The sequence below is a fragment of the Anaeromyxobacter dehalogenans 2CP-C genome (genome assembly GCF_000013385.1).
Taxonomy (GTDB): Bacteria; Myxococcota; Myxococcia; order Myxococcales; family Anaeromyxobacteraceae; genus Anaeromyxobacter; species Anaeromyxobacter dehalogenans_B.
On record NC_007760.1, the window covers coordinates 3,115,034 to 3,131,272 of the forward strand.

The 16,239-nt window shown below is 76.2% G+C and carries 16 protein-coding genes and 1 tRNA gene; 12 read left to right on the top strand and 5 right to left on the bottom strand.

The window, feature by feature from the left end; all coding sequences use genetic code 11:
- Positions 1 to 2: 2 nt before the first annotated feature.
- Positions 3 to 680, bottom strand: coding sequence for a NapC/NirT family cytochrome c (locus ADEH_RS14290; RefSeq protein WP_041453552.1), 678 nt, complete (start codon positions 678 to 680; stop codon positions 3 to 5).
- Positions 681 to 910: 230 nt separating this feature from the next.
- Here ADEH_RS14290 and ADEH_RS14295 point away from each other — a divergent pair.
- The 9 genes from ADEH_RS14295 (at position 911) to ADEH_RS14335 (ending at position 8,192) form a co-directional block, all read left to right on the top strand.
- A tRNA-Arg gene (locus tag ADEH_RS14295) sits at positions 911 to 984 on the top strand.
- A gap of 131 nt (positions 985 to 1,115) precedes the next feature.
- On the top strand, positions 1,116 to 1,304 hold the full coding sequence (locus ADEH_RS14300) for a hypothetical protein (RefSeq protein ID WP_041453553.1): 189 nt from the start codon (positions 1,116 to 1,118) through the stop codon (positions 1,302 to 1,304).
- Entirely contained in the window at positions 1,304 to 1,615 is a 312-nt protein-coding gene (locus tag ADEH_RS14305) for a GIY-YIG nuclease family protein (protein WP_011421811.1), read from the top strand. The genes ADEH_RS14300 and ADEH_RS14305 overlap by 1 nt, the downstream gene beginning before the upstream one ends.
- Before the next feature lie 9 nt (positions 1,616 to 1,624).
- Positions 1,625 to 2,395, top strand: a complete 771-nt coding sequence (locus ADEH_RS14310) for an SDR family NAD(P)-dependent oxidoreductase (protein ID WP_011421812.1) — start codon at positions 1,625 to 1,627, stop codon at positions 2,393 to 2,395.
- Positions 2,396 to 2,514: 119 nt separating this feature from the next.
- A complete protein-coding gene (locus tag ADEH_RS14315; RefSeq protein ID WP_011421813.1) occupies positions 2,515 to 3,711 on the top strand; it encodes a polysaccharide deacetylase family protein in 1,197 nt (398 codons plus the stop codon).
- Positions 3,712 to 4,758, top strand: a complete 1,047-nt coding sequence (locus tag ADEH_RS14320) for a glycosyltransferase (RefSeq protein ID WP_011421814.1) — start codon at positions 3,712 to 3,714, stop codon at positions 4,756 to 4,758.
- Between the two features lie 94 nt (positions 4,759 to 4,852).
- Positions 4,853 to 5,980, top strand: a complete 1,128-nt coding sequence (locus ADEH_RS14325) for a Gfo/Idh/MocA family protein (RefSeq protein ID WP_011421815.1) — start codon at positions 4,853 to 4,855, stop codon at positions 5,978 to 5,980.
- Positions 5,977 to 7,056: an NAD-dependent epimerase/dehydratase family protein gene (locus ADEH_RS14330; RefSeq protein ID WP_011421816.1), complete on the top strand. Its 1,080-nt coding sequence runs from the start codon at positions 5,977 to 5,979 to the stop codon at positions 7,054 to 7,056. Before ADEH_RS14325 ends, ADEH_RS14330 begins: the two co-directional genes overlap by 4 nt.
- Positions 7,053 to 8,192, top strand: coding sequence for a glycosyltransferase (locus tag ADEH_RS14335; RefSeq protein WP_011421817.1), 1,140 nt, complete (start codon positions 7,053 to 7,055; stop codon positions 8,190 to 8,192). The genes ADEH_RS14330 and ADEH_RS14335 overlap by 4 nt, the downstream gene beginning before the upstream one ends.
- Positions 8,193 to 8,255: 63 nt before the next feature.
- Here the strand turns inward: ADEH_RS14335 and ADEH_RS14340 are convergent, their stop codons facing one another.
- Positions 8,256 to 9,632, bottom strand: a complete 1,377-nt coding sequence (locus tag ADEH_RS14340; protein ID WP_420042217.1) for a sugar transferase — start codon at positions 9,630 to 9,632, stop codon at positions 8,256 to 8,258.
- Positions 9,633 to 10,190: 558 nt separating this feature from the next.
- Between ADEH_RS14340 and ADEH_RS14345 the strand changes: the two genes are divergently transcribed.
- The gene (locus ADEH_RS14345) at positions 10,191 to 10,823 is read left to right on the top strand and encodes a polysaccharide biosynthesis/export family protein (RefSeq protein ID WP_011421819.1); all 633 of its coding nucleotides are present in this window, start codon (positions 10,191 to 10,193) and stop codon (positions 10,821 to 10,823) included.
- Entirely contained in the window at positions 10,820 to 12,109 is a 1,290-nt protein-coding gene (locus ADEH_RS14350; protein ID WP_232287285.1) for a hypothetical protein, read from the top strand. Before ADEH_RS14345 ends, ADEH_RS14350 begins: the two co-directional genes overlap by 4 nt.
- Positions 12,110 to 12,119: 10 nt before the next feature.
- Here ADEH_RS14350 and ADEH_RS14355 read toward each other — a convergent pair whose 3' ends face one another.
- Positions 12,120 to 12,989, bottom strand: coding sequence for a WecB/TagA/CpsF family glycosyltransferase (locus ADEH_RS14355; protein WP_011421821.1), 870 nt, complete (start codon positions 12,987 to 12,989; stop codon positions 12,120 to 12,122).
- 187 nt (positions 12,990 to 13,176) lie between these two features.
- Between ADEH_RS14355 and ADEH_RS14360 the strand changes: the two genes are divergently transcribed.
- A complete protein-coding gene (locus tag ADEH_RS14360) occupies positions 13,177 to 13,626 on the top strand; it encodes a hypothetical protein (protein ID WP_232287286.1) in 450 nt (149 codons plus the stop codon).
- 14 nt (positions 13,627 to 13,640) lie between these two features.
- On the opposite strand, the gene ADEH_RS14365 is transcribed toward ADEH_RS14360, so the two are convergent.
- Together ADEH_RS14365 and wecB are read right to left on the bottom strand one after the other, a co-directional pair.
- A complete protein-coding gene (locus tag ADEH_RS14365) occupies positions 13,641 to 15,023 on the bottom strand; it encodes an oligosaccharide flippase family protein (protein ID WP_011421822.1) in 1,383 nt (460 codons plus the stop codon).
- A gap of 26 nt (positions 15,024 to 15,049) precedes the next feature.
- Positions 15,050 to 16,183, bottom strand: coding sequence for a non-hydrolyzing UDP-N-acetylglucosamine 2-epimerase (wecB, locus tag ADEH_RS14370; protein ID WP_011421823.1), 1,134 nt, complete (start codon positions 16,181 to 16,183; stop codon positions 15,050 to 15,052).
- Positions 16,184 to 16,239: the final 56 nt, after the last annotated feature.

A 16,239-nucleotide genomic window follows, 5' to 3' on the forward strand; every position in this document is an offset into this window, starting at 1 on the left:
CGCTACTCCCCCTTCCCGATGGAGGCCGCGGGACCGCGGCCGTTGCCGCCGTGCGCGAACGCGCGCGGGTGGACCTTCTCGCCGCCGTGGCAGTCCACGCACTTGGCGTCGCCCGAGCGGATCTCCTCGATCATGCCCGAGTGCTCCTCGTTCGCGAGCCACCTCGGCGCGGTGGTCGAGTGGCAGCGGGTGCACATGCCGTTCTGGAACGACTTGTACATGTGGATCTTCGGCCCGCCCTCGCCGTACGGCCCGGTGTTCGCGTACTCCGTGACGTAGAAGTACAGGTGCTTCAGGCCGTTCAGCTTGGTCGTCATCGCGCCGAACATCTGGTAGTCGGCGTGGCACGTGTAGCAGCTCTCCTCGCCGAACGCGTGGTTGCGGCTGTGGATCGCGGCGAGGCTGGTGGACGCCGGGTCCGCCGCGTCCTCCGTGTAGGGCAGCATCACGTGGCAGGAGCCGCAGAACGGGCGCTTCAGCGTGTACTCGAAGCCGGCGATGTTGCCGGTGAGCGCCACGCCGATCGGCATGACGCCGAGCCCGAAGAGGAGCAGGACCTTGGTCGTCCGGTTGAGCGGCGGGCGACGGACCAGGTACCAGGCGAGGATGAGGACCGCGATGGCCGCGGCGACGAGGGCGGTGGCCTTGAGCAGCTGCTCGAGCGTGTTTATCTGGGGCACGTTTGGGTGCCTAGCATGTGCGACCGGATGCCTCAACCCCTAGATGCGCGCTGGCGCGCATGTGCCGGGGCGCGCAGGAGGTCTCCCCGGTGGTGTCCCGGTGACCCATCTGATTCGCTACGGGTGAACCGAGCCCGCGCGGCGGCGGCCGCGCCCCACCGGCCGGAGCGCCGAAGGCCCGCGAACCTTCTTGCCTTTCGGGAAGGCCTGCACTAGATACCGCCCCTCGAGCGCGATTAGCTCAGCTGGATAGAGCGTCGGCCTCCGGAGCCGAAGGCCACAGGTTCGAATCCTGTATCGCGCGCTCCCGAGCCCCGGTCCTGGCATCCCCAGGGCCGGGGCTTTCTCTTGGCGCGGCTCACTGGGCGTCCGCCCGGGTTCGCGCTAGGTTCTGGTCGCCCGCGGCTTCCTCGTGGGCCGAGAGGTGAGAACGAGATGCCGGTCAGCAAGAAGCGGAAGAAGGAAGGGAAGCCGGTCCAGCGGACCGCGCCGCCCGAGCAGCACCCCGAGCACGCGCACGGACCGGAGGGCGCGCCCGGGGCCCCGCAGCCGCGGACGGTCGGCCGACCGTCCAACCCCTTCGTCGCCCAGCAGACGCGGCGCGCCTCGCAGCGCGGCCGGTAGTGCCCGCGGCAGCGCCCGGGCGCGGCGCCGCCGCGGGGGCGGCGCGCTGGTGGGTGTACCTCCTGCGCTGCGGCGACGGCTCGCTGTACGCCGGCGCCACGAACGACCTCGCCGCGCGGGTGGCCCGCCACGCCGCCGGGCGCGGCGCGCGCTACACGCGCTCGCGCCTGCCGGTGGAGCTGGTCTGGCGCGAGCGCGCCGACGACCGCGGCGCGGCGCTGCGGCGCGAGGCGGCGCTGAAGCGGCTGCGCCGGACCGAGAAGCTCGCCCTGGTGGAGCGCGCGGCCGCGCGCCGCCGGCGCCGCCGCTAGGATTCGCGCATGGACCTCGGGCTCGGCGGCAAGGTCGCGATCGTCACCGGCGGCAGCCGCGGCATCGGCCGCGCCATCGCGCTGACGCTGGCGCGGGAGGGCGCGCGGGTGGCCGTCGGCGCGCGCGGCGCCGAGGCGCTCGCCGAGGTTCGCGCGGCGCTCGACCAGGCCGGGCCCGGCCCGCACCTGACGGTCGCCGCCGACCTCGCCACCGCCGAGGGCGTGGACCGGCTGGTGGGCGAGGCCGCCTCGGCGCTGGGCGGCGTGGACGTGCTCGTCAACAACGTGGGCGGCTCGGACGCGCGCACGATCGCGGACGCCGGCGAGGCCGACCTCCGCGCGGTGCTCGACCGCAACCTGTTCCCCGCCCTCCGCGCCAGCCTCCGGGCCATCCCGGAGCTGCGGCGCCGCGGCGGCGGGTCGATCGTGATGATCACGTCGATCTGGGGGCGAGAGGCCGGCGGCGGCCCCTCGTACAACGTCGCCAAGGCGGCCGAGCAGAGCCTGGCCAAGGCGCTCGGGCGCGAGCTCGCCGCCGACGGCATCCGGGTGAACTCGGTCGCGCCGGGGTCGATCGCGTTCCCGGGCGGCGGCTGGGAGCGGCGGCGGCAGGCGGACCCGGAGGGCATCGCCGACTTCGTCCGGCGCGAGATCCCGGGCGGACGCTTCGGCGCGCCCGAGGAGGTCGCGGCGGTGGTCGCGTTCCTGGCCTCGCCGCGCGCGAGCTGGGTGAACGGCGCCTGCTGGGTGGTGGACGGCGGGCAGTCCCGCAGCTTCTGACGGGGCTTCGCGCGGGAGTACGCGCCCCGGGCGGCAGCGCCCCCGGACGCAGCGCACCCGCCGGGACCGGCGCTCGCCGCCGGAGCGCGTGCACACCTTCTCGCCGAGGAGGAGGGGGCATGCCGGAACGGGCCGACTTCAGCGCGCGCTGGATCCTGAAGCGGGCCGCGAAGGCGGCCGTGGCGGGGGCGCTCACCGCGGCGGGGATCCACCACGCGGTCCGGCTGGTGCGCCGGCGGCAGGCGGGCGGCTCCCGCGTGCTCATCCTCTCGTACCACCGCGTGACGCCCGACTTCGACGCCGAGGCCAGGCAGACGCTCGCCTCGCTGCTCGTCTCCACCGACACGCTCCGCCGCCAGCTCGAGCACGTGGGGCGGCGGAACGAGATCGTCTCGCTCGCCGACGCCCGCCGCATCCTGGCGGAGCCCGCGGGCGCCCACCGCGCCGACGTCGTCGCGGTGACCCTCGACGACGGCTACGCCGACGTGGCGCAGCACGCGCTGCCGGTGCTGCGCGCCCTGCGCGTCCCGGCGACCGTGTTCGTGCCGACCGGCTACGTCGGCACGGCCCGCCGCCTCCCGCACGACCGGCTCCACGCGGCGCTCACCGCGCTGGCGCGGCGGCGCATCCCGTTCGAGCGCGCCGGCCTCCCGCCCGCGATCCAGGCGCTGCTCTCCGCCTGCGCCGAGCGCGGGCCGGCGGCCACGCTCGACCGGCTCATCGCGCGCCTCCCGCACGAGCGGCTGGTGGCGCTGGCCTCGGCGCTGGAGCGCCGGCTCGGCACCGCCGAGCAGGACCTCCCGGCCTCGACGCGCCTCATGACCTGGGACGAGGTGCGGGCGCTCGACGCCGCGGGCGTGGACGTGGGCGGCCACACGGTCAACCACGCGGTGCTCGCGAACCTGCCGCTCGCCGAGGCGCGCCGCGAGCTGGCCGGCTGCCGCGACCAGCTCGCCGAGCGCGTGGGCCGGGCGCCGCGCCACTTCGCCTACCCCAACGGCTACTACACGCCGGCGGTCCAGCGCGCGGTGGCCGAGGCGGGCTTCGAGGCGGCCGTGACCATCGAGGACGAGGAGAACCGGCACGGCGGCTCGGCGTACGGGCTGAAGCGCAAGGTCCTCTGGGAGAACACCACGCTCGGCGCCGTCGGCTGGAGCGGCGTGGTGGCGACGTGCAACCTGGGCGGCGTGTTCTCCACGCTGGGCCTGGCGCGGCCCGTCCCCGGGGAGCGGCCGGATCCACCCGCCGAGCCCGCGGCCCGGACGGCGCGGCCGGAGGGCGCGGAGGCGCACGCGGACGCGCGGGCGGTGAGCTGAGTGCGGCTGGCGCTCGTCGGCAACTGGCCGCGGCCGTACGGCGGCGTGGCGGTGCACGTGGCCGCGCTGGCCCGCGCCGCCCGCGCGCGCGGCGTGGACGTGCGGGTGCTCGACATCGGCCGCGGCGACCACTCGGGCGACGGCGTCCGGCCGGCGCGCGGCGCGCTCCGGTACGCCGCCGCGCTCGGGGGGGCCGCGGCGGAGGGCCGGCTGCTGCACGTGCACACCAGCGGCGCCAATGTGAAGAGCTGGCTGGTGGCCCTGGCCGCCTCGCGCGCGCGCCGGGGCGCGGCGCCGCTCGGCGTGCTCACGCTGCACTCCGGCTCGGCCCCCGCGTGGCTGCGCGGCGGTCCGGCGCGGCGCGCGCTCGCCGCGGCCGCCTGCGCCGGCTTCGGGCGGATCCTGGCGGTGAACGACGAGATCGCCGCCGCGCTCGGCGCGAGCGGCGTGCCGAGGGCGCGGATCGCGGTCGTGCCGCCCTACTCCCCGGCCCTGCTCGAGCCGCGCCGGCCGCCGCCGGGCCTGGCCGCGTTCCGGACCTCGCACGTGCCGCTCCTCGCGGCGGCGCTCCCGCCCGGACGGATCTACGGCGCCGACCTGCTCCTGCCCGCGTTCCGCGCGCTGCGGGCGCGCCACCCGCGCGCCGGGCTGGTCGCGTTCGGCGAGGGCACCGAGGCGCTCACCGGCGACGCCGTGCTCGGGCTCGGCGAGCTCGACCACCCCGCCGCGCTCGCGGTGCTGGAGGCCGCGGACGTGTTCGCCCGCCCCACCCGCGCCGACGGCGACGCGGTGACCGTGCGCGAGGCGCTCGCGCTCGGCCGTGCGGTGGTCGCGAGCACCGTCGGCCACCGGCCGGCCGGCTGCCTGCTCTTCCCGCCCGGTGACGCGGCCGCGCTCGCCGCGCGGCTCGAGGACGCGGTGGCCGGCGCCCCCCCGGCCGCCCGCCCGCGCGACGACGACCCGTTCGACGCCATCTTCGCGGTCTACCGGGTGCTGTGGACGCGCGCGCGCGGCGCGCCGGCCGAGGCGGCCGCCCCGGCGCGGTGATCCCGCGCGGCGGGTGCCCCGCCGCGGCGCTGGCCGGGGCGGGGCGCGGTGAAGACCTCCAAGGCGGCCGCCCCGCGGCCGGGGAAAGGGGACGATGGCGGAGCGAGATGGGACCGCGGTCCGGGTGGCGGTGATCGGGTGCGGGCAGATCGCCGACGCGCACCTCGCGCAGGCTCGCCGGGCCGGCGCCGAGGTGGTGGCGGTGTGCGACGCCACCCGGCACATGGCAGAGCAGGCGGCGGCGCGCTGGCGCGTGCCGGCGTTCTACGAGGGGCCGGACGCCGTGGACGCGATGCTGGCGGAGGCGCGCCCGGAGGTCGTGCACGTCACCACGCCGCCGGCGAGCCACCTCGCGCTCGCCACCCGCGCGCTCGCCGCGGGCGCGCACGTGTACGTGGAGAAGCCGGTCACGGTGGACGCGGCGGAGGCCGTCGCGCTGGAGCAGGCGGCGGCGCGGCACGGCCGGCTGGCGTGCGCCGGCCACAACCTCCTGTTCGACCCGGTGATCCACCGGCTCCGCGCCCTGGTGGACGCCGGCGCGCTCGGCGAGGTCGTGCACGCGGACGCGGTGATGGGCTACGACCTCTCCGGCCCGTTCGGCGCGCTGCTCACCGGCGACCCCGGCCACTGGATCCACCGCCTCCCCGCCGGGCTCGCGCACAACAACCTCTCGCACCCGCTCTCGCTCGTGCTGCCGCTCCTCGGGCCGGGGACGCCCGCGGTGGCGCACGCGCTGGGGCGCCGGCTGCGCCCCGAGCGCTTCGGCGACGCGCGCGACGCGTTCCACGACGAGCTGCGGATCCTCCTGGAGGGCGCGCGCGCCACCGCGTCGGTGCTCTTCTCCTGCCGCATCCGCCCGGCCCAGCTCGCGCTGACCGTGTACGGCACGCGGCGGGCGGTGCACGCGTCCCTCGACGCGCGCACGCTGCGCGTGGTGGAGGGCTCCCACCTGCCCGGCCCGTTCCAGAAGGTGGACTGGGCGCGGCGCGACGCCTCGGCGGCCGGGGCGGAGCTCCTGCGGCGCAGCGCCGACCTCGCGCTCGCGCGGCTGCACTACTTCGAGGGCATGCGCCAGCTGTTCGCCGCCTTCTACCGGGCGGCCCGGACCGGCGGCGAGGCGCCGGTGCCGCTCGCGGACGCCCGCGCCGTCGCGCAGGTGATCGACGCCGCGGCCGCGGCGTGCCGGCGGGCCGACGCCGCCGCGCAGGAGGCGTGCGCGTGAGGGCGGTCACCGGCGCGGCCGGGTTCCTGGGGCGCGAGATCGTGCGGAGCCTGCTGCGGCAGGGCGTGGACCGGATCCGCTGCCTGGTGCGGCCCGGCACCGCGCCCGCGCGGCTGGCGATCCCGGAGGGCGAGGCGCGCGGCGCGGCCGTCGAGGTGGTCCCGTGCCGGCTCGACGACCCGGCCGCGCTGCGGCAGGCGCTCGCGGGCGTGCGCGTCCTCTACCACGCCGCCGCCGCGAAGAAGGGGGCGCCCGCGGCGCTGGTGCAGGCCACCGTGGTCGCGTCCGACCACGTGTTTCGCGCCGCCCTGGAGGCGCGCGTCGAGCGGGTGGTGCTGGTGAGCTCGTTCGGCGCCATGGGCGTCGCGGCGCTGCCGAGCGGCGCGCTGGTGGACGAGGACGCGCCGCTCGAGCCCGCGCCGGAGGCGCGCGACGCCTACTCCTTCGCGAAGCAGCGGCAGGAGGCGCTGGCGTGGCGGTACGCGCGCCGCGACGGCCTGCCGCTCGCGGTGATCCGGCCCGGCGTCATCATCGGCGCCGGCCAGGAGATCCTCGGGACGCGGATCGGCCTGCCCGTGCTCGGCCTCTACCTGCACCTCGGGGGCCGCAACCCGGTCCCGCTCACCTGGGTCGAGAACTGCGCCGACGCGATCGCGCTGGCCGGCACCGCGCCGGGCGCGGCGGGCCGGGCGCTGTGCGTGGTGGACGACGATCTCCCCACCGCCGGGGCCCTGCTCGACCGCTACCGCCGCGAGGTGGCGCCGCTGCGCGTGGTGCGGGTGCCCTACCCAATGCTGCGCGTCCTCGCGCGCGCGAACGCCTGGTACGCCGAGCGGACCGAGGGCCACCTGCCGGCGCTGCTGACGCCGTACAAGGTCGCGAGCACCTGGAAGCGGCAGCGCTTCTCCAACGCGCGGGCCCGCGCCGTGCTCGGCTGGGCGCCGCGCGTGGCCATGCGCGAGGCGCTCGACCGCACGTTCGCGGCGCTCGCCGCCGGACCGGGCCGCCCGGTGCGGCTCACGCCCGCGCGCCCGGCGACCGCCCGGGCCGCGGCCGCCGCGGAGGTGGCGCCGTGAGCGCGGCCAAGGTGCTCGTGTTCCAGAACCGGTTCCTGCTCGGCGGGCAGGAGCGGCAGACCGTCCTGAACGTGCGGACCATGGACCGGAGCCGCTGGGAGCCGGTGGTCGCGTGCCTGCACCTCGAGGGCGAGCACCTGGACGACCTGGCGCGCGAGGGCGTCCGGCCGGTGCTGTTCGACGTGGGGCGGCGGATGCTCCGCCCCAACACCGCCTGGCAGGTCTCGCGCATCGCGCGGTTCGTGCGCGAGCAGGGCATCGCGCTGGTGCACGCCCAGGACATCTACACGAACGTGCTCGGCTCGCTCGCCGCGCGGCTGGCCGGCGTGCCGGTGATCGTGACGCGGGTGGACCTCGGGCACCACATCACCGGCTACCGCCGCCCGCTCACCCGCCTCGCCTGCCTGCGCGCCGACCGGGTGCTCGTGAACGCGATGTGCATCCGGGACCTCGTGATCCGGGAGGGCGTCGAGCCCGACCGCGTGGCGGTGGTGCGCAACGGCGTGGACCTGGCCGCGCTCGACCGCGCCGCGCGCGAGCTGCCGGATCCCGGCCTGCCCGAGGGCGCGTGGATCGCGAACGTCGCGAACATGCACCATCCGGTGAAGGGCCAGACCGACCTGCTGGTCGCGTTCCGGGAGGTGCTCCGCGAGCACCCGTCGGCGCGCCTCGCGCTGGTCGGCGACGGGGTGCGGCGGCCGCTGCTGGAGCGCCTCGCGGGCCAGCTCGGCGTCGCCGCGCGCGTCCACTTCCTCGGCTTTCGCCGCGACGCGCCCGCCGTGCTCGCGCGCTGCGCCGCCGCGGCCTCGTCCAGCCACGCCGAGGGGATCTCCAACGCGATCCTGGAGGCCATGGCCCAGCGGCTGCCGGTGGTGGCCACCGCCGTGGGCGGCTCGCCGGAGCTGGTGCGCGACGGGACGACCGGCTGGCTCGTGCCGCCCGGCTCCCCCGGCGCGCTGGCCCGCCGCCTCTGCGACGCGCTCGCCGACCGGGAGCGCGCCCGCCGCATGGGCGCGCGCGGGCGGGCGCTCGTGGAGCGCGAGTTCGAGCTCGGGCAGATGCGGCTCGGCTACGACGCGCTCTACGAGGAGCTGGCCGGCTGGCGCGTGCCCCGCCTGATCGCCGGCACCGCGTGACGCAGAGGGCCCGGGCGCGCCCGGCGCTGCCGGACGCCTCCGGGCCCCCCACGACCGGCCGCGTCACTGGGCGCCGCGGGCGCCGAGCACGGCCGGGATGGTCTTCAGGCAGATGCGCACGTCGTTCCAGAGCGACCACTCGTCGATGTACTGGAGGTCGAGCTCCATCCACCGGTCGAAGTCGATGTCGTTCCGGCCGCTGATCTGCCAGATGCAGGTGATCCCCGGCTTCACCGAGAGGCGGCGCCGCTGCCAGCGCTTGTACTGGCGCACCTCCGAGGGGAGCGGCGGGCGCGGGCCCACCACGCTCATCTCGCCGCGCAGCACGTTCCAGAACTGCGGGAACTCGTCGAGCGAGGTCCGGCGGATGAACCGGCCGATGCGCGTCACCCGCGGATCGTTCTTCATCTTGAAGACCGGGCCGGACATCTCGTTGTGCGCGCGGAGCGCCTCGAGCCGCGCCTCCGCGTCCACGTACATGCTCCGGAACTTGAGGATGTTGAAGACGCGGCCGTGGACGCCCACGCGGCGCTGGCGGAAGAAGATGGGGCCGCGCGAGTCGAGCCGGATGGCGATCATGACGCCCAGGAGCAGCGGCGAGAGCAGCAGCAGCACCGCCGCGCTCACCCCGATGTCGAACGCGCGCTTCGCCGCCAGCGCGATCTGGTCGGACGGCGTGCGCGACAGCGCCAGCATGGGCAGGCCGTCCATGTCGCCGACCGCCATGCGCGAGTAGCCGAACCGGAGCACGTCGAGCGAGATGAGCGCGCCCACGCCCTGCTCCTCGCAGGTGCGGACCGCGTCCTCCACCGCGCTCAGCCGCTCGCGCGGGACCGCGAACACCACGTCGTCGAGCACGTGGTCCTCGAGGATGCGGGCCAGGTTGCCCAGGCGGCCCAGGATGACGCAGTCCGGGCTGGCCGCGACCGCGCCCTCCTCGAGCACGTAGCCCGCGAGCCGCATGCCCCACTCCGGGTGCGCGCGGATCGTCTCGATGATCTCCTCCGCCACGTCGCCCGAGCCGACGACCGCGTAGTAGCGGACCCGCCCGGCGCGCGTGCCCGCGGCGCGCGCCACCGCGCGGTGCACGGAGCGCGCGATGGCGAGCAGCGGGAACGCCACCGCGAAGTACAGCACCGCGAGCAGCCGCGACACCGACTCCTGCTCCTTCGCCAGGAACACGAGCGTGAACATCACCAGCGCGACCGCCATGAGCGCGCGGGCGATGCGCCGGAGATCGTCGGAGAGCGAGCCCGGGCCCGCCTCGTACACCTGGTAGATCCAGGCGCCGGCCGACCACAGCAGCATCACGACGACGAGCGCGAGCCAGTAGCGATCGAGCGAGACCGCCTCGAGCGCATCCGGACGGAAGAGCTCCCGGTAGATCTCGAACGCGAGCGGCAGCGCGAGCGCGAGCGCCGCGAGATCGATGAGACGCACCGCTGCGTCCCCCGACCGTGACTTATGGTGAAACATGGAACTCCCCCCGGAACACCTGCAGCTCGCGTTCTACATCAGCGGCGTCTGTGGTTGCTCGGCCCAAAACGTGGTCGAGTGACCGTGTGACACGCACCCAGCGTCGCACGCGCATGGCGGATTCGTGGACGATCTCCACGATCGCGGCGCCGATCGCTGCGCGGCGCCACGACTCGCCCCCGTGCGCGTCCGTTCAACGTGGGACGCCCTCCCCCGCACGCGAGCGCGGATTGCGGCGCGTTCGCGTGACGCGGTCGAGAACGCCGCGCGGCGCGCGCGTGACGGTCGCACGTGGGGCCCGTTGCTCGAGCGCGTGCGCCGACCTGCCGGCGCGGCCCCGCGGCGCGCATGCGTTCCACCGCGCGGAGCGGCCGCGATCGCGCGCCGCGCCCCGCCGCGCGGTCACCCGAACAGTGGATACCGAGGCACCCGCACCGGCCGTAGCATCCCGCCACGCAGCCACCCGGTACGGGTGGCCGCGACGCCAGGGGAGCCGCGGTCGTCCCGCGGATCGTGTCCACCATGTCCGACCAGCTTGCCGCCTCCGGGCGCGTCCTCTCGCGCGGCGTCCTCGCGCTGGCCGCCGTACTCTCCTCCGCGTGTGGCCCGACCGGGCGTTACATCCGCGCCGAGGACCTCCCGCCGGCGCAGGCCGACGCCGACTACCGCGTCGCGCGGGGTGACGTCCTCGGGGTGCGCGTCTGGAACCAGGAGAACATGTCGGTCGAGCAGGCGCGCGTCCGCGAGGACGGGCGCATCTCGATGCCGTTCCTGCAGGACGTGAACGCCGCGGGCCAGACGCCCGCCGAGCTGGCGCAGCGGATCCAGGCGCAGCTCAAGACCTACGTCGTCAACCCCGTGGTCACCGTCACCGTGGTCGAGATGCAGCCGCTGCGCGTCTCCGTGACCGGCGAGGTGATGCGGCCCGGCCTCTACGACCTGGAGCGCGGCGCCGGGGTCCTGTCGGCGCTGGCCGCGGCCGGGAGCTTCACCGAGTTCGCCCACCGGGACCGTGTCTTCGTCCTGCGGCACGCGGCCGCCCCGGGCGATGCCGCGGTCACGCGCATCCGCTTCCGGTACGAGGCGCTGATCCAGGCCGAGCGGCGCTCCGCCGCGTTCCGGCTGCAGCCCGGCGACGTGGTCGTGGTGGAGTGACGGTGACGGGCGCCGCCGCCCTCGCGCTCGCGTCGCTGCTGCTCGGCGCGGGCGAGCTGCGCGTGGACTCCGGCGTCCGGATCGAGGGGCTCGCGCGGCAGTTCTCGCCGGAGCACGGCCGGGACGACCGGGCGCTCGACGGCGTCGTGGCGCCGCGCGCCGGGCTCGACTGGCGGGCGGCCCCGGAGCTGCGCCTGTGGGCGACGTACGTCCCGCGGCTGCGCGCGCCGGACCTGACCCGCTCCGTCGATCTCGTGGTGCTGCACACGGGCGTGCTTCGCGCCGAGATCCGCCCGGACCCCGCCTGGCGGCTGGCGGCCCGCGCCGGCGGCGAGCGCGGGACCACCGACCTCGTCACCGAGAGCCGAGCCACCGGCGTCGAGCTCCAGACCATCACCACCCTGCGCCGGCTGCGCTACCGGGCCGCCCGGGCCGACGTCGAGCTGGAGCGGCTGCCCGGCCGCCGCGCGCAGGCGCAGCGCCTCGCGGGCGAGGGGCTCCTCCAGGCGCTGCACCTGGCCATCCACCCCCCGGTCCTCCCGGATCTCCGGCTGGCCTTCGGCGCCTTCGTGGACGGCGGCGAGGGGGCCGCGGCGGAGGCGCTGCTGCCCCTCGAGCGCGGCGTCCGCGCCGAGGCGACCGCCGGCTGGTCCGTGACGCGCCTCGATCGCGTGGGCTTCCGCCTGGCCGCGGTCGGCACGCGCATCGAGCGAGGCATGACCTCGGCGATCGCCACCGCCGACGCGCTGTGGCGGCGCCGCCTCACGCGCGAGCTGGACGGCTGGGCCGGCGCGGGCGCGGCGGGCGTCCACGAGGATCCTCCGGGCGGGACCGCCAGCACCCGGGCGTTCCCCAGCGCCGAGCTCGGCCTCGCGCGGCTGCCGTCGGCAGGCGCCGGGGTGGAGGACGCCGAGGCGTCCGCGGGCCGGCCCAGCTTCCTGTCGGCGGTCGCGACGCTCGCCGTGCTGCGCCTCGCGCCCGCGGTCGATCGCGCCACCGGCGAGGCCAACCCGGAGCTGGAGGGGACGCTGAGCGCCGGCTGGCTGGCGACGCCGCGGTGGTCGCTCTCGCTGGCGGGCATGGGCGCGGTCGTGCGAGACGGCGGCGAGAACACGCGCCGCTGGCGCATCGAGGCGCGGACGTCCTGGACGCCGGTCCCGACCGTCCAGCTCTCGGTGGGCGTCTACGGCCTGCGGCAGCGGACGCCCATGCCCGACGTGCCGTCCTTCGACGAGTGGGGCGCGTTCCTCGCGCTCGAGCTCGACCCGCCGAGCTGGAGCCCCTGAGGCGCAGCGTCTAGGGGGCGGTGCCGGCGCGCGGGGACGGGGCCCGATCGGTCGCGTCCGCCAGCCAGGGCCGGCGGCCCTCGCGATCGGCGGCAGGCTGGCGCGCGGTGCGCGCCACGATGGCGAGGAAGCGCGGGTCCTTCACGAGGTAGCGGTGCGCCAGCCGCCGCGGCTCCTGCGAGAGCCGGAACAGCCACTCGAGCCCGCCGCGCGACACCCAGCGCGGCGCGCGCCGCACCCGGCCCGCCAGGAAGTCGATGGACGCCCCCAGGCCGAGGGCGACCGCCGGTCCGAGGTGCGGCAGCGAGCGCTGGATGAACCGCTCCTGCTTCGGCGCGCCGAGCCCGACGACCACGAGCTGCGCGTCCGCGCGCCGCACGCGCTCGAGGATGCCGCGCTCGCCCGTGTCGCCCTCCACCGCCACGCGAGGCGCGTCCACGCCGGCGACGACGACGCCCAGCTCGCGCTCGAGCCGGGCTGCGGCGAGCTCGGCCGAGCCCGGGGCACCTCCGAGCAGGTACACGCGCCACCGCGCAGCGCCCGCGTGCTGCATCAGCGGCCACACCAGGTCGGAGCCCGACACCTTCTCCGGTACCGGGGTCCCGAGCAGCCGCATCGCCCAGACGAGCGCCTGGCCGTCTGCCAGCGAGAGGCTCGCCTCCGCGTAGGCCGAGCGGAACGCGCCGTCGTCCTCCGCGGTCACGACGTGGTCCACGTTCGGCGTGAACACGCTCCCGCCCGCGCCCGCGCGCACCAGGGCGCCGATGCGCTCGATGGCCTCGGCCATGGTGAGCGCGTCCAGCCAGAGCTGCCCGATGCGAACCCGGCGATTGCCCGACCCGGGTGTGCCGGCGAGCGCGTGCGACGCGGTTGGCTCCACGGTTCCCCCTTGCCGACCACGCGCAGCATCTGCGGGTCTCTCCGCTGCGTCAAGCGGGCTCGGGACATCGCGCACGCGGCGCGCCGCGCTGCCCCGTGCTACGCTTCCTGGGTGCGCCGCGCCGGCGCCCGGGGGGTCGATGTCGGAGACAGAGTTGCCCGAGCTCGCGCAGAGGATGGGGCACCGCGTGCTCCTCCCCGAGGCGCCGCCCAGCAAGGAGTGCCAGCAGCTCTGGTTCATGCTGGCGCGGTCTCGCTGGCGCTCCATCGCGCTCATCCCCGCGGACGAAGGGATCTCCACCGCGCAGCTCGCGGCGTCGCTCGCCGAGGTGGGCCGGCAGCTGCGCGAGGGCGCGGTGACGGCCCTCAACCTGCCTCATCTCGACTACATCACCGCGTCCGGCATCGCCGACGCGATCTCGGCCGCCGGGCGCGGCGAGGGCGTGCCGGAGGACCTCCAGATCATCGTGGCCATCCCGCCGGTGCTCGACGACCCGCTCGGCGTCGCCGTGGCGCACGCCGTGGACGCGGCCGTCCTGTGCGTCGAGCTGGGCAAGGTGCGCCTGAGCGCGGCGCGCCGGACCATCGAGCTGGTGGGCCGCGAGCGCTTCCTCGGCAGCATCGTGCGCCGCACCTGAGCCGCCCCGCGCGCTCAGGTCCCGCGCGCGGCCCCGGCGCGGACGAAGCGCATGGCGAACCACAGCGTCCACCCGAAGTGGAGCGCGTACGCGAGGAGGCGCCCGGTCGCGAGGCCCAGGGAGCCCCAGCCGACGAGCAGCACCGTCGCCACCAGGAACGCCGCCGCCCAGCCCGAGTTCATGAGGAACCCGAGCCAGAGGCGCTCGGAGGCGGCGAGGACGTAGCCGACCGGGTTGGTGATGGCGACGATGCCCGCGGTGATCAGGACGACCGCGAACGTCGGCCACGCGTCGGCGAACTGCGGACCGTAGATCCGCACCAGCCACGGGCTCGCCAGACAGCCCGCGGCCACGATGGGGATGACGGCGGCCGCGTTCATCGCCACCGCGGCCCGGAGCACCGCGCGCACCCCCGGGCCGTCCCCGCGGCCGACCCGCTCCGAGAGCACCGGCAGCACGGGCCCGCACAGCGCGTTGGGCAGGAACAGCACCGCCGCGTACCACTGGTTGGCGGCCGAGAACGCGCCCATCTCCGGGTAGCCGCCGGGCTGGTTCACCAGGATCGCCGCGGCCGCCCAGCTCACCGGCCCCACCATGACGCCCTGGGCGAGCGCCGGGAGCGAGAACGTCCACAGGATGCGCTGCTCGCGCCACCAGCCCCTCGGCGACACCGGCACGCGATCGCGGCGCGCGTGGACGCGGACCGCCACGTGCGTCAGCGCCCACTGCAGCGCCGCCGTGACCACCGTGGCCCAGACCGCGCCCTGGAGCCCCCAGCGCCAGACCCCGACCACGGCGATGGGGACGCCCAGCAGCCCGAGCCACACGTTCAGCTGGGTCTGGGTCCGAAACGCCTCGAAGCCGGCGAGCGCACCGGTCTGTGCGCCGCCCATGGTCGTGAACACCAGCCCCAGGCCGGCGATGCGCAGCGGCTCGGTGAGGTGCGGGGCGCCGATGGTGCTCGACGCGAGCCACGGCGCGAACGCCCACAGCAGCGCGGCGGCGAGCACGCCGGTGGCCGCGCTGAGCACCGCGGACATGCCCAGGATCCGCCCGGCGCGCTCGGGGTCCTTCGTCCGCAGCTCCGAGACGTACTTCGTGGCGGTCATGCCGAGGCCCAGGCTCGCGAACGCCTGGAACGTGAGCAGCGTCGAGAGCAGCACCCCGAGCTCGCCGTACTGCGCCTTGCCGAGGAACCGGGCCGTGACGACCGACGCCGCGAGGGCGAACGCCCGCGAGAGCGCGCTGCCGGCGAACGACCAGAACGCCCCCTCGGCGAGCCGGGTCGCCAGGTGCGAACCCTCGATGCGCTCCGCGAGCCGGCGGACCGGGGCTGGCATCCCGGGCGCGCAGGAGAGGCGCCGGAGCAGGCTCGGCCTCGCGACGCCCTCGAGCATCTCGTCCACGCGCCCCCCCGGCCGGCTCAGCTCGACCGCGCGCCCAGCGCCGCCGCGATGCGCTCGCTCGCGTGACCGTCGCCGTACACGTCCACCACCCGCGCCATCTGCCGGTACGCCGCCTGGTCGGTGGCGAGCCGCACGCACCACTCCTGGATGGCGGCGCGGCTCGTCCCGACCAGCCGCGACACGCCCGCGTCCACGCTCTCGCGGCGCTCCGTCACCTCGCGCATCACCAGCACCGGCTTGCCGAGCGCGGCCGCCTCCTCCTGGATCCCGCCGGAGTCGGTGAGGATGAACCGGCAGCGCTGCGCGAGCCAGATGAGCTCGGGGTAGCCGACCGGCGCGCCGAGGTGGACGTTGGGCGCCGTCCCGAGCACCTCGAAGACCGGCTTGCGGACGTTCGGGTTGAGGTGCACCGGGTAGACGAACTGCAGGTCCTGATCGCGGGCCACGTCGCGGATGGCGTGGCAGAGGTCCTCGAAGGGCTTGCCGAAGCTCTCCCGGCGGTGCCCGGTGACGAGCACGAAGTCGCGATCCGCGCGCAGCCCGGGGAACGCGCTCGCCACGGAGCGGGCGACGGCCTCGTCACCCTTCATCCGCTCGACGCCGGCGTGGAGCGCGTCGATGACGGTGTTGCCGACGACGTGGATCCGATCCGGCGCCACGCGCTCGGCCAGGAGGTTGTCGCGCGCCGTCGCGGTCGGGCAGAAGTGGAGGTCGGTGACCGCCGAGATCATCACCCGGTTCACCTCCTCCGGGTACGGCTTGAAGCGATCGAAGCTGCGCAGGCCGGCCTCCACGTGCGCGACCCGCACGCGGCGGTGGAAGGACGCGAGCGCGGCGCAGAACGCGGTGGTCGTGTCGCCCTGCACGATGGTCCAGTCGGGCGCGAACGAGGTCAGCACACCGTCGAGGCCGACCAGCGCCCGGGACGCGAGGCCGCTGAGCGACTGATCGGGCCGCATCACGTCGAGGTCGCTGTCCACCCGCAGGTCGAAGAACGACAGGATGCTCGTCACCATCTCGCGGTGCTGCCCGGTGAAGCACACGTGCGTGGTGGCGGCGGGCAGGCGCCGGAGCTCCCGGATCACCGGCGCGAGCTTGATGGCCTCGGGCCGGGTGCCCATCACGACAAGCAGCTTGAGGTCTCGTGTCACTCGGTCGGACACCTTCTCGAAGGGAGGTTGCCGGCCGGAACGTAGCCCAGGGCGCC